Origin of the sequence: Heyndrickxia sp. FSL W8-0423 (assembly GCF_038009395.1) — a bacterium.
Classification (GTDB): Bacteria; Bacillota; Bacilli; order Bacillales; family Bacillaceae_C; genus Heyndrickxia; species Heyndrickxia sporothermodurans.
This window is the reverse complement of record NZ_JBBPBE010000001.1, coordinates 3,749,781-3,762,187: the sequence shown is the minus strand read 5'-3', so window position 1 is coordinate 3,762,187 and position 12,407 is coordinate 3,749,781. Positions and strand designations below refer to the sequence as shown.

Below are 12,407 nucleotides of genomic sequence, written 5' to 3'. Positions count from 1 at the left end.
GGCCCGTTGGTCAAGCGGTTAAGACACCGCCCTTTCACGGCGGTAACACGGGTTCGAATCCCGTACGGGTCATAATATATTCGATTTTATAAGTTAGGAGTTTAAAAGATATTTCTTTTAAACTCCTTTTTCTTTTTAAAAAATTTCCTAATCAAAAGATATAGGTCACCAATTCTATATTTAATATTTAACGTATAAAATGGGGAAGATAAGATGTGTTCATTGACTCTATTCTATTAGAGGTGTATCTTAAAGATTGGACATAAAAATTAAAAAAGATTCGTCATTTGCACGGTTGTTTTTAGGGGAGATAATTTTGATGAAAATGGAACAGATGGACATAGTAGATGAATACAAGATTGCTTTAACAAAAGCTAAAAACAAGAACAAAACACTATTATTTAGTTATACTGAACAATTAAATAATATTGACCCCCTATCATTTTATTCATCTGCAAAAGCGATATTTCAAGTAGAACGATTTTTCTGGAAGGTTCCAAATGATGAGATGATTATAGTCGGTTTAGGCAGTGCACATACCTTTCAAACGGAAGTGGGAGAAGGTCGATTTGAGTATATTGAACGAGAATGGAATCAATTCATACATGATGCTCATGTATATAATCCTTTTGATGTTCAAGGAACCGGTCCAGTTATATTTGGCGGTTTCTCATTCGATCCATTAAGTATGAAAGAGTCGGAGTGGACTCCGTTTTACAATGCATTATTTCATTTGCCAAAACTAATGCTTATTATAAATAAACAAGAGGTTTTTCTTACGACTAATATATTATGCCATTCAAATGATAATTTAGATAAACTAAATCATCATCTAAAACTAAAAAGGGAAATTTTTGAAGGCAAAGTTTCTAAGAGTATAGAAAATATCAATATAAAACAAGAACATGAATTGAATCAACAAGCTTGGATAGACTCGGTCGCAGAAGTGGTTGATCTTCTTAAAAAAGAAAAAAAATTAAATAAAGTCGTTATGGCGAGAAAAATGAATATTGAATTTAATGATAAAGTAGCCGCTGAAAAGGTACTAGAGAATTTATGGGAAGAGCAACATGAAAGCTATATTTTTGCGTTAGAGACCGAGAATAGCTGTTTTACAGGTGCATCGCCTGAAAGATTGGTTAAGAAGAATGGGAACACTATTGTATCCGCATGCCTTGCCGGATCAATAAAGCGAGGGAACTCGATAAGTGAGGATGAGGCGTTAGCTGAGGCACTATTTAATGATGAAAAAAATCGCCATGAACATCAGCTCGTCGTGTCAATGATCGCAGAGGTCATTCGTAAATATTGCTTAAATGTTGACATTCCAGAACTACCTTCAGTCATGAAAATGAGAGATATCCAGCATTTGTTTACACCAGTTAACGGAATAATTAAGGATGATCACATTTCTATTTTCCCATTAGTAAAAGATCTTCATCCAACACCTGCTATGGGGGGAGTTCCAACTATTGAAGCTTTACAAATCATTCGCGAAAAGGAAAAAATGGATCGTGGATTCTATGCATCTCCGATTGGTTGGGTCGATTACCGGGGAAATGGAGAGTTCGCTGTAGCTATTCGATCCGGATTAATTAAAGAGAATGAAGCATTTTTGTATGCTGGGTGTGGTGTAGTATCAGACTCAAACCCAGAGGATGAATATTTTGAAACAAAAATTAAATTTCGTCCGATGCTTCGTGCATTAGGAGGAAAAAAATTATGAATCATCAAGAAACACTAACAACATATTTAGCTAGTTTTATTCAGGAATTATCAAATTCAGGTGTTCGGGATGTTGTCATAAGTCCCGGCTCACGCTCAACACCTTTAGCTTTGTTAATTGCTGAGCATCCTACACTAAAATATCATATAAATATTGATGAGCGTTCAGCTGCTTTTTTTGCATTGGGGATTGCCAAACAAACGAGGAAGCCAGTTGCACTGTTATGTACTTCCGGAACTGCAGCTGCTAACTATTATCCTGCAATCGTAGAGGCAAAGCTTTCAAGAATTCCATTAATCGTATTAACAGCTGATCGCCCACATGAATTACGAGATATTGGGGCACCACAAGCAATCGATCAAATTCATTTATATGGAAAGCATGTAAAATGGTTTGTTGAAATGGCACTTCCTGAAATAGGAGAAGAGATGACATATTATGCGAGAACAACAGCTACAAGAGCAATTAGTACGTCTTTACAACAACCGGCAGGACCGGTACATTTAAATTTCCCCATTCGAGAGCCATTACTACCAAGATTGGACCCTTCTCCCTTTGAAGAATTGGAGAATCGACCGGCAATTACAGTAAAGCAAGGTGATACTCTTCTTGAATCGGGGGAAATGAAAAAGATTTCCGAACGACTGCAAAGGATCGAAAAGGGCGTTATTGTATGTGGGGTCATTGATTACCCACAATTTTCAACAGCGGTTTTAGCATTAGCTGATGCATTAGGCTATCCAATTATTGCAGATCCACTTTCACAGCTTCGAAGTGGGTCATTCTCAGAGGAATATATCATTGATAGTTATGATGCAATATTAAAAGAAATTGTTTCGGATGAAATGTTATATCCCGATGTTATTATACGATTTGGCGGCATGCCAGTATCCAAGCCTTTAACGAAATTTATGAAACGTCTAGCTGGAACGGAACAATATATAATTGAAGCAGGAAATAGCTGGCGTGATCCGATCAATGCTGCTACTCAAATGATCTATTGCGATGAAACATTATTTTGTGAGGGATTATTAAAACAATTAGATGAAAAAAGGCATTCAAATTGGTTGGAAATGTGGCAAAATTTGAATCGGATTGCTCGAAATACAATTATTAACGAAATAAGTGATATTACTGAATTAGATGAAGGAAAGCTTGTCTTAGAACTAGTAAAACGATTGCCGCAAAACAGCCATTTATTTGTAGGTAATAGTATGCCAATTCGTGATGTGGATACATTTTTCCATTTTAACCAACAAAATATACGGGTATTAGCGAATCGCGGTGCGAATGGTATTGACGGTGTCGTTTCAAGTGCATTAGGAGCAAGTTTATATGGAGAACCGTTATTTTTATTAATCGGCGATTTATCTTTTTTCCATGATTTAAATGGGTTATTAGCGGCAAAAATGCATCAATTAAATATCACGATTATCGTCATTAATAATAATGGGGGAGGAATTTTTTCTTTCTTGCCACAATCGAATGAACCAAAGCATTTCGAAGCACTTTTTGGTACGCCTACAGATATTGATTTTGAATATGCTGTAAAAATGTATAATGGCAGATACAGCAAAGTGCGTAATTGGGATGAATTTCATCATTCAATGAATGAAGCGATTACATTGAAAGGTTTAAATGTGATAGAAGTTCCTACTAATCGTAATGCGAATGTAGACATTCATCGTAAAATGTGGAAACGAGTTTCTGCGGAAATTGACCAATATGTTCATGGTGAAATGGAATGATGATTGAAGTAAATGATGTAAATTATCATGTGAATATTGTTGGAAAAGGTGAACCAATCGTCATGTTCCATGGTTTTACCGGTGATATGTCTAGTTGGGATGCGATTAATCCATATTTAGAGGAAGAATATCAATTAATACTGATTGATATTCTTGGGCATGGTAAGACAGAGATTCCACTAAATTATGAGCGATATCATATTGAAAAAGTTGCTAAAGATATTAGGGAAATACTCATTCATTTAAAAATAAAAAAGACGAATCTTTTAGGTTATTCAATGGGTGGAAGACTCGCTCTAACATTTACTATTTTATATCCTAACATGGTCAATAAGCTTATTTTAGAAAGTGCCTCTCCGGGTATAGAAACTGAAGAGGGAAGAAAATTACGGCGTGAAAATGATGAAAAATTGGCTAATAAAATCGTGAATGAAGGGGTAGAATCATTTGTTCAATATTGGACAAATATTCCCCTGTTTAAATCCCAAAAAAGACTTGATTATTCAATGCAAGAAAAAGTTAGACAGCAAAGATTACGAAATGATCCAATTGGACTTGCTAATAGTTTAAAAGGGATGGGAACAGGGAGCATGCCTTCATTATGGGGTAGGCTTCATGAACTGGAAATACCAGTGCTTATTTTGTCCGGTAGTTTAGATGAAAAGTATTGTGAGATCGGAAAAAAGATGGAAAATAACCTTTCACAGGCAATGCATTATATTATTGAAGACATCGGACATGCAATTCATGTGGAAGATTCTCAAAAGTTTGGTACAATAATAAAGGAGTTTTTGTCGAATAAATGATTGACTCGACATGAATTTAATTTTTAAAGGGAGGATATTACATGGCTGTAGAATGGCAAACAGAAAGAGAATATGATGAAATTCTTTATGAATCTTATAATGGAATTGCCAAAATAACAATTAATCGTCCACATGTACATAATGCATTTACCCCAAAAACAGTTAACGAAATGATTGATGCATTTTCTCGTGCACGTGATGATTCAAAGATAGGTGTTATTATCTTAACTGGTATGGGTGAGAAAGCTTTTTGCTCTGGAGGAGATCAAAAGGTTCGCGGTCACGGTGGATATGTAGGTGAAGACAATATTCCACGACTAAATGTTCTCGATTTACAAAGATTAATTCGTTTTACCCCAAAACCGGTCATTGCTATGGTAGCAGGTTATGCAATTGGTGGTGGTCATGTATTACATATTGTTTGTGATCTTACAATTGCTGCTGACAACGCTATTTTTGGACAAACTGGCCCTAAAGTAGGCAGCTTTGATGCCGGATATGGCGCAGGCTATTTAGCTCGTATCGTTGGACATAAGAAAGCAAGAGAAATTTGGTACCTATGCCGTCAATACAATGCACAGGAAGCATTAGACATGGGGCTTGTTAATACAGTTGTACCTCTTGAAAAACTTGAGGAAGAAACGATTAAATGGTGTGAAGAAATTCTTGAGAAGAGTTCAACTGCGCTTCGTTTCTTAAAAGCTTCGTTTAATGCTGATACAGATGGTTTAGCTGGCCTTCAGCAATTTGGTGGGGATGCTACATTATTGTATTATACAACCGACGAAGCAAAAGAAGGACGCGATGCATTTAAGGAAAAACGTAAGCCTGATTTCGGAAAATTTCCTCGTTTCCCTTGATTTAAATTGTAAAGTTTAAAAAAGCTTGATGGTATACTCCATCAAGCTTTTTTATAGAAATTCTACAAAAAGGTGATATGTATGAACAATATAATACCAAACTTTTTAAAGCAAAGAGCGTTTTTAACACCGAAACGAAAGGCCCTTCTATTTGACAATAAAGAGTGGAGCTTTTCAGAACTGTATAAAGAAGTTGAAGTATATGCAAAGAAAATTGCATCACTAGGTGTGAAAAGAAAAGATTCAGTTGCGCTTCTTTTGGCGAATCGTCCGCATACAGTAATAATTATTCATGCATTACAGCAATTAGGTATTACCACCGTATTCTTGAATCATCGACTAACCGCAAGTGAAATGGTTTTTCAATTAAAAGATAGTCAAACAGCTTTAGTAATTGGTGAAAAAGATTTAGAAAATAAACTAGCAGAAATCCATGACATATATCCAACTCTAGTAATAAAGACAGTTGAAGAAGTTAAAGAACAAAAGGAAGAAAACTATCCAATTGTTAATGAATATTTAATGGATGATGTATGTTCAATCATGTACACCTCAGGAACGACTGGCAACCCTAAAGGAGTACTTCAAACATACGGGAATCATTGGTGGAGTGCGATAGGCTCAGCCTTAAATCTTGGATTAGGGGAAGATGACGGTTGGCTATGTGCGGTCCCTTTGTTTCATATAAGCGGATTATCCATTTTAATGAGAAGTGTTATTTATGGAATGCCGGTTTATTTATATGAACAATTTAATGAGAAAATCATTAATGAGAGGTTGCAATCAGGCAGTGTAACGATTATGTCAGTAGTAAGTACAATGCTTCATCGATTGCTTGAAGATTTGAAAGAAAATCGTTACCATGAACGTTTCCGCTGCATGCTTTTAGGAGGCGGCCCTGCACCTAAATCATTGCTTGAGGCATGTTTAGAGAAAAATATTCCTGTCTTTCAATCGTACGGTATGACTGAAACTTCCTCTCAAATTGTCACTTTATCTCCCGAAGATAGTTTATTAAAGATTGGTTCAGCGGGTAAACCGTTATTCCCTTCACAGCTAAAAATAATGTTAGATGGAAAACAATTAGCTGCTCATCAACCGGGCGAAATCGTTGTGAAAGGCCCCAATATTACGATTGGATATTTAAATCGAATGGAAGCCAATCGTGAACATTTTAAAAACGGCTGGTTTTTCACGGGTGATATAGGTTATGTAGATGAAGAGGGGTATTTATTTGTTCTTGATCGACGTTCAGATTTAATTATTTCTGGCGGGGAGAATATTTATCCTGCTGAAATTGAAGATGTATTGTTATCACATCCAAACGTTGTGGAAGCGGGTATAACAGGTATCGACCATTCACTATGGGGCCAGGTTCCAATTGGGTTTGTTGTTTGTAAACAATTCATTGAGGAAGCTGAATTAATTACGTATTGTCAAAAAAGACTTGCTAAATATAAAATTCCGAGCAAAATTTATTTTGTCAATGAACTGCCTAGAAATGCATCGAATAAACTACTCCGTCGAAAATTAATAGAGTTAATTCCAAAAGGATGATCATATGCGAATTCACGAAGTAAATATTTTCATTATTAAAATGCCTTTAAAACAGCCGTTTACTACAGCATTAGAAACGGTCAACGAACGAGAAGGAATCATTTTGGAAGTAATTGATGAACAAGGGGAAAAAGGCTATGGAGAAGTTGTCGCATTTTCCACGCCATGGTACACAGAAGAAACGGTTAAAACTTGTTATCACATGTTAAAGGATCTTTTAATCCCATTAGTTTTGGATAAACAAATAAATCATCCAAATGATCTCCAAATGATTTTTAACCATATTAGAGGAAACCATATGGCAAAGGCGGGGCTTGAAACAGCTATATGGGACTTATATTCAAAACTTGTATCAAAACCGCTTTGGACAGTGGTTAATGGTGTTCGAGATGAAGTGCTTGCTGGAGTAGTTGTTGGAACAGCTAATATAAATGATGCGATTGAACAAATACACGTTTATTTAGAAGATGGATATGAACGAGTTAAAGTAAAAATTAAACCTGGGAAAGATTATCAGCTTATTAAAGAAATTCGCACATATTTCCCTGATCTCGCTTTAATGGCAGATGCTAATTCTTCTTACACATTAAATGATATAGATGTATTAAAATCGCTTGACGAGTTTAATTTGTTAATGATTGAGCAGCCATTAGCCGTTGATGATATTGTTGAACATTCGATTTTACAAAAAGAATTGAAAACTCCAATTTGCCTTGATGAAAGTATCATTACTTATCATGATGCCGAAAGTGCAATTCGGCTTAATAGTTGCGGTGTCATTAATATTAAAATTGGCCGTGTTGGCGGTTTACACAATGCAATTGCTATACATGATTTATGTCAAAAAAACAATATTCAAGTCTGGTGCGGAGGAATGATTGAGTTTGGAGTGTCCAGAGCACATAATATAGCTCTTTCTACAAAAGAGGGTTTTACCATTCCAGGAGATCTTTCTGCATCCAATCGCTTTTGGGAAGAGGATATCATATATCCTCAAGTAGAAGTAGCTAATGGAAAAGTAAAAGTTCCGAATCAGCCAGGAATTGGTTTTGATATAAATTTTAATCGGCTTCATCAAGTGACTACCTATCACGAAAATATAAACTGCAAGCACTAAAGTAGTACTTGCAGTTTTATATTACCAGTTACCTTCAGGTTTAAATGTTTTGCAATCAGTTTCTTCTGTATTTTTTGCTTGATCCCCTTTATGGCTAACTACGTATATTTCATCTGCAGAACAGCGATTTCCCTTTGCCCAATAATGACAATTATTCACTTCACATAATACATCTTTTGCCATTGTACCTCACCCCTTAAAAGGTTTTTATGATACAAAATTAGTTTCTGTATTAGTGGGAAGATCTATGATTGGAAAGTAACGCCATTGATTACTAATCATTTCGGGGATGTTTCTTTTTTTCAGGAACAGGATCAAAACCGCCCGGATGTAAGGGGTGGCATTTAAGTATTCTTTTAATGGTTAAAAAACCCCCATGAAATGCACCAAATCGTTTTACCGCCTCGAGTCCATATTGAGAACATGTCGGGTAAAAGCGACATGTTGGCGGCTTAAGTGGGGATATAACAATTTGATAAAATCGAATTATTTTAATAAAAATAAATTTTATCATAAGAAGTAGGACATCCTTGTAAAAAAATTATTTGTACAATTGAGGAAATAATTAAGAATCGCTCTTTTTGTTTATTTCATCATTATTTGTTTTGATATTAGGATTATTTTCAATAGGATCTATTGTATGCTTGTACGAATACGCTTTTGAAGTTGTTAGAGCGGATGCGAGAATAATCACGATAATAATTAAAATCGATACAATCATAATGAATGTGTACAATGGATTAAACCTCCTAATTAAATATCTAACCTATATTTTAGCATGTAAATTCATTTTTTGTGAAAGATATAACTATATGTTTAAACAAATTTGTGAAAGGGTATATACATTTTAGGAGGAGATACATATGGAAAAACAATTACAAGAAGTCCAAGAGGTATTAAATAAACAAGTAGCAAACTGGACAGTACTTTATACAAAGCTCCATCATTTTCATTGGTATGTAAAAGGTCATCATTTCTTTTCACTTCATGAAAAATTAGAGGAGTTATACAATAAAGCAGACTCCGTTATTGATGAATTCGCTGAAAGGTTACTTGCTATTAATGGCAAACCAGTATCCACGTTGAAAGGTTCATTGGAATTATCGAGTATAAAAGAAGCCGAAACCATTCCGGCAGCTGATGAAATGGTGAAAGAAGTTGTAAATGATTTTACCATCCTTATTGGTGAATTGAAGGAAGGAATTGCTTTAGCTAATGATGCAAAAGATGAAGTGACAGGAGATATGTTTATTTCGCTTCAAGGCGAATTAGAAAAACATGTTTGGATGTTAAAAGCATATTTAGGATAAAAAATAGAGGAAACTGTTATGGTGAACAGTTTCCTTCTTTAATGCAAAAATTTCGATTTCGTATGGTGGGTTACATCGGTAGTATGACCGGCAAATTTGTTTTTAAGGCTTTCAATTAAATAGAGACTAATAAAGTATTGGAATTCCTCGTCATTCATGTCTTCAACTATTTTCATTAAATCATTTCGATCCGATTCTTCAAGTACTGCATATGCAATGATATCAATATCCTCGTCGTCTCCAGTCAAACGATTTTGATAAAATTCAAATAGCTCATCGACAAGTCTCACACTAATCATCCTTTTTTCATGACTTAAGAATATTTTTGCTTAATTTGTGGGAAACGATACATATAGAATAAATTTATCTTTACGTGAGGAGTGCAGGAATGGATCAGCAAAAAAACACCTATTATATTAATGTCGGCAGTGGAGAAATATCGAGGAGCTCAACTGATTCTCCATGGAATTTTAAAATAGAAGCAACTGATGAGGAGATTACTCGTTTAAGGCAAATTTTTGATGCTAATTATGATGAGGAAATAGACGGATTTTGGCGGGCACATATTCCTTTTAGGGAGTATCATCATGATCGCTCGAATGATGAATATGATAAACACATGCTTAAAGTGTATCAAATGATTTATGAATTAGGGGATCAAGAGGCAAAGCAGCATATTGACAATATTGGTATTTTAAAGGATTTTACGTCGGAATAACGAAAATCCAGCAACTTTAGCAAGTTGCTGGATGATAAATTAATTAATTTTTTTGGCAGTATCTTTTACTTCTTTAGGAACTTTAATTTCATTTACTTTATTGTAATTTGAGTACGTTCCTTTCATTTCTTGCTTTAAATTTATTTTTTGGCCTTCCATAGCCATTTCCATTTCTTGCGTCATGTTTAATGAATTAACATTAAATGTCTTTTTATCAATAAATATTTCATAGTTAACATTTTTAAAGGTAATGTTATTAAGTGCATCGGCATTTTCTTTAAGACCATCTGGCATCATTTGTTTGGCATTTTCCTTTAAAAACTGATCAAACTTCTCTCCGGATGCTTTCAAATTCAAAATATATTGGTTATCATCTTGTTTGAATGAGAAATCATCAGTAAATTGTTGTAATTGTTTAAGTTGTTCAGCAGGGTTTGCTTGTTGTTCAGGCATTTGTAATATTTGCTTTGATAGCTCTTCAGGCATTTGCATCCATTGTTTTGATGCTGGATCATATAAAAAGAAACCTTCCTTCGTCAAATATGACTCCATATCCATATCTTGGTTTTGAGTGGCGTCATCCCCGCCTTCAACATTCATTTTCATTTTTTGGTACATCGCTAACGGATTCAACACCATATCAATAGACATATTTGAATTAATATTCATTGGTGTTGGTTGACTTGGTGCCGTCATTTCTTGCTTAAGATCCATATCCATATGCACACTTTTTAAATTTTTAGATGCGTCTGTCGTTTTTTCAAATACTTCCTTAAGAGTTAGACTATCCTTCTTCTGAGGTTTGACTTTTGAATCGACTGGATCGGCTGTCTCGCTACAAGCAGCTAAGCTGAATATAAACATAACTGAAACGAGACTAATTAATAATTTTTTCATAAAACGAATATCACTCCTTTTTGTTATCACTTATATGTACGATATCATCCGAAAAAGGTTTCATAAAAAATTCGCCGATTATAAAATATCGACGAATTTTCATGAATCTTTTTTCACTAATTTTTTTTCTAATATAGCAACTAATTGGTACATAATTGTAGCAATGACAGCAACAATCATTAATGAAAGCATAACTAAGGTGAAATTAAATACTTGGAAGCCGTAGATGATTAAATAACCAAGACCTTTTGATGCAACTAAATACTCACCGACAATAACACCAACCCAAGATAATCCAACATTTACTTTTAAGGTTGAGATAATAGTTGGAAAAGTTGCAGGAAGAATGGCCTCTTTAAACTTTTGTCCCCTCGAAGCACCAAATGTTTGTAATACTTTTATATAGTTTGGGTCGACATCACGAAATGCTGTATAGATAACGATGGTTGTTACGATAACTGAAATAATGATGCCCATCGCAATACTGGAATTTAAACCTGTTCCGAAAATAACAATTAACATTGGACCAAATGCAACTTTTGGCATCGCATTAAAAACAACGAGATAAGGGTCGAGAATTTTTGAGAGTTTTGGAGACCACCAAAGAATACCAGCTAATATAGCACCTAAAAGAGTTCCAAGTATGAATCCCAGCATCGTTTCATATACAGTCACCCCGGTATGCAAATACAAACTGCCATCTTGAAGTTTACTAATGAATAATTTCCATATTTTTGACGGTGAACTAAAGATAAGCGGGTTAATCCAATGGTAACGACTGGCTACTTCCCATAAAGCGAAAAATGCAAATAAGATGATAATTTGATATAGACGAACCAATCTTTTTTCTTTTCTCAAGTGATGAAGATATTGTTGATGAAGGAGTTCGGTATTATCCGTCATTTTCAAGTGACTCCAACTCCTTCCAAATTTCTTGAAATAATATTGAATACGCTTCTTTACTTCTTACATCAAATGGACGGAGATTGCGCAATTCCTCTGGAACGGAGAATACTTTGTGTAATCTTCCCGGCTTAGCATTAAATAATAATATTCGGTCACTCATCGAAATGGCTTCTCCAATGTCATGGGTGACAAGGACTGCTGTTTTTCGATAGGCTTTAAGCGTATCAAAGACTAAATCCTCTAATTTTAATTTTGTTTGGTAATCTAATGCAGAGAAAGGCTCATCTAAAAATAATATTTTCGGATTGATCGCAAGTGTTCGCACTAATGCGACCCTTTGTCTCATTCCACCTGAAAGCTGTTTAGGATATTGCATTTCAATTCCACTTAAACCGATTTCTTTAAGGAGTCCGAGCGTTTTCTCCTTTTTTTCCGCGGTTAGTTGATTTTGAAGTTTTAACCCTAGTAAAATATTTTCTTCGATTGTTTTCCACGGAAATAAATAATCTTGTTGGAGCATATATCCAATTGAAGTCGTTTGCGAATTAGGTAACCTGCCATCAATCAATACTTTTCCTTCCGTTGGTGAAATTAAACCAGACAGTATGGATAGCATTGTTGTTTTTCCGCAGCCACTAGGTCCTACTAAGGAAATAAACTCCCCTTCCTCTATGTCAAAACTTATATTTTGTAAGGCGTTTGTCACTGATTTCGGTGTGAAGTAACTATGGTGGACATTTTGGACGGTTAGGAAGCTCATAG

Annotated in this window: 15 protein-coding genes and 1 tRNA gene; 9 read left to right on the top strand and 7 right to left on the bottom strand. The window is 34.9% G+C overall.

Annotated elements, in window-relative coordinates; translation table 11 throughout:
* From MKY81_RS19240 to menC, 7 genes are all read left to right on the top strand, one after another.
* Positions 1-72 (top strand) — tRNA-Glu (locus MKY81_RS19240).
* A 247-nt stretch (positions 73-319) separates the two neighbouring features.
* Entirely contained in the window at positions 320-1,726 is a 1,407-nt protein-coding gene (locus MKY81_RS19235; RefSeq protein ID WP_244913432.1) for an isochorismate synthase, read from the top strand.
* A complete protein-coding gene (menD, locus tag MKY81_RS19230; protein WP_108070245.1) occupies positions 1,723-3,474 on the top strand; it encodes a 2-succinyl-5-enolpyruvyl-6-hydroxy-3-cyclohexene-1-carboxylic-acid synthase in 1,752 nt (583 codons plus the stop codon). The genes MKY81_RS19235 and menD overlap by 4 nt, the downstream gene beginning before the upstream one ends.
* A complete protein-coding gene (gene menH, locus MKY81_RS19225) occupies positions 3,471-4,280 on the top strand; it encodes a 2-succinyl-6-hydroxy-2,4-cyclohexadiene-1-carboxylate synthase (protein WP_181294590.1) in 810 nt (269 codons plus the stop codon). The genes menD and menH overlap by 4 nt, the downstream gene beginning before the upstream one ends.
* 41 nt (positions 4,281-4,321) lie before the next feature.
* Positions 4,322-5,140, top strand: a complete 819-nt coding sequence (gene menB / locus MKY81_RS19220) for a 1,4-dihydroxy-2-naphthoyl-CoA synthase (RefSeq protein ID WP_066235855.1) — start codon at positions 4,322-4,324, stop codon at positions 5,138-5,140.
* Positions 5,141-5,221: 81 nt separating this feature from the next.
* Entirely contained in the window at positions 5,222-6,697 is a 1,476-nt protein-coding gene (locus tag MKY81_RS19215; protein ID WP_108070247.1) for an o-succinylbenzoate--CoA ligase, read from the top strand.
* A 4-nt stretch (positions 6,698-6,701) separates the two neighbouring features.
* A complete protein-coding gene (gene menC / locus MKY81_RS19210; RefSeq protein ID WP_108070249.1) occupies positions 6,702-7,814 on the top strand; it encodes an o-succinylbenzoate synthase in 1,113 nt (370 codons plus the stop codon).
* Positions 7,815-7,835: 21 nt separating this feature from the next.
* On the opposite strand, the gene MKY81_RS19205 is transcribed toward menC, so the two are convergent.
* The 3 genes from MKY81_RS19205 to ytzI form a co-directional block, all read right to left on the bottom strand.
* Positions 7,836-7,997, bottom strand: a complete 162-nt coding sequence (locus MKY81_RS19205) for a DUF1540 domain-containing protein (RefSeq protein WP_066235858.1) — start codon at positions 7,995-7,997, stop codon at positions 7,836-7,838.
* A gap of 91 nt (positions 7,998-8,088) precedes the next feature.
* The gene (gene yidD, locus MKY81_RS19200) at positions 8,089-8,328 is read right to left on the bottom strand and encodes a membrane protein insertion efficiency factor YidD (protein WP_066235859.1); all 240 of its coding nucleotides are present in this window, start codon (positions 8,326-8,328) and stop codon (positions 8,089-8,091) included.
* Positions 8,329-8,379: 51 nt separating this feature from the next.
* Positions 8,380-8,550: a YtzI protein gene (gene ytzI, locus MKY81_RS19195; protein WP_084347963.1), complete on the bottom strand. Its 171-nt coding sequence runs from the start codon at positions 8,548-8,550 to the stop codon at positions 8,380-8,382.
* A gap of 127 nt (positions 8,551-8,677) precedes the next feature.
* Here ytzI and MKY81_RS19190 point away from each other — a divergent pair, with 127 nt between their 5' ends.
* Positions 8,678-9,124 (top strand): Dps family protein, encoded by a 447-nt coding sequence (locus MKY81_RS19190; protein WP_066235860.1) that lies wholly within the window; start codon positions 8,678-8,680, stop codon positions 9,122-9,124.
* A gap of 38 nt (positions 9,125-9,162) precedes the next feature.
* Here MKY81_RS19190 and MKY81_RS19185 read toward each other — a convergent pair whose 3' ends face one another.
* Positions 9,163-9,423: a DUF6154 family protein gene (locus MKY81_RS19185; protein WP_213087565.1), complete on the bottom strand. Its 261-nt coding sequence runs from the start codon at positions 9,421-9,423 to the stop codon at positions 9,163-9,165.
* 89 nt (positions 9,424-9,512) lie between these two features.
* Here MKY81_RS19185 and MKY81_RS19180 point away from each other — a divergent pair, with 89 nt between their 5' ends.
* The gene (locus MKY81_RS19180) at positions 9,513-9,842 is read left to right on the top strand and encodes a hydrolase (RefSeq protein WP_107920720.1); all 330 of its coding nucleotides are present in this window, start codon (positions 9,513-9,515) and stop codon (positions 9,840-9,842) included.
* Between the two features lie 39 nt (positions 9,843-9,881).
* Here MKY81_RS19180 and MKY81_RS19175 read toward each other — a convergent pair whose 3' ends face one another.
* The 3 genes from MKY81_RS19175 to MKY81_RS19165 form a co-directional block, all read right to left on the bottom strand.
* Positions 9,882-10,739, bottom strand: a complete 858-nt coding sequence (locus tag MKY81_RS19175; RefSeq protein WP_341118579.1) for a DUF6612 family protein — start codon at positions 10,737-10,739, stop codon at positions 9,882-9,884.
* Between the two features lie 99 nt (positions 10,740-10,838).
* Entirely contained in the window at positions 10,839-11,648 is an 810-nt protein-coding gene (locus MKY81_RS19170; protein ID WP_107920718.1) for an ABC transporter permease, read from the bottom strand.
* On the bottom strand, positions 11,632-12,405 hold the full coding sequence (locus MKY81_RS19165; RefSeq protein ID WP_066235864.1) for an ABC transporter ATP-binding protein: 774 nt from the start codon (positions 12,403-12,405) through the stop codon (positions 11,632-11,634). Before MKY81_RS19165 ends, MKY81_RS19170 begins: the two co-directional genes overlap by 17 nt.
* Positions 12,406-12,407: the final 2 nt, after the last annotated feature.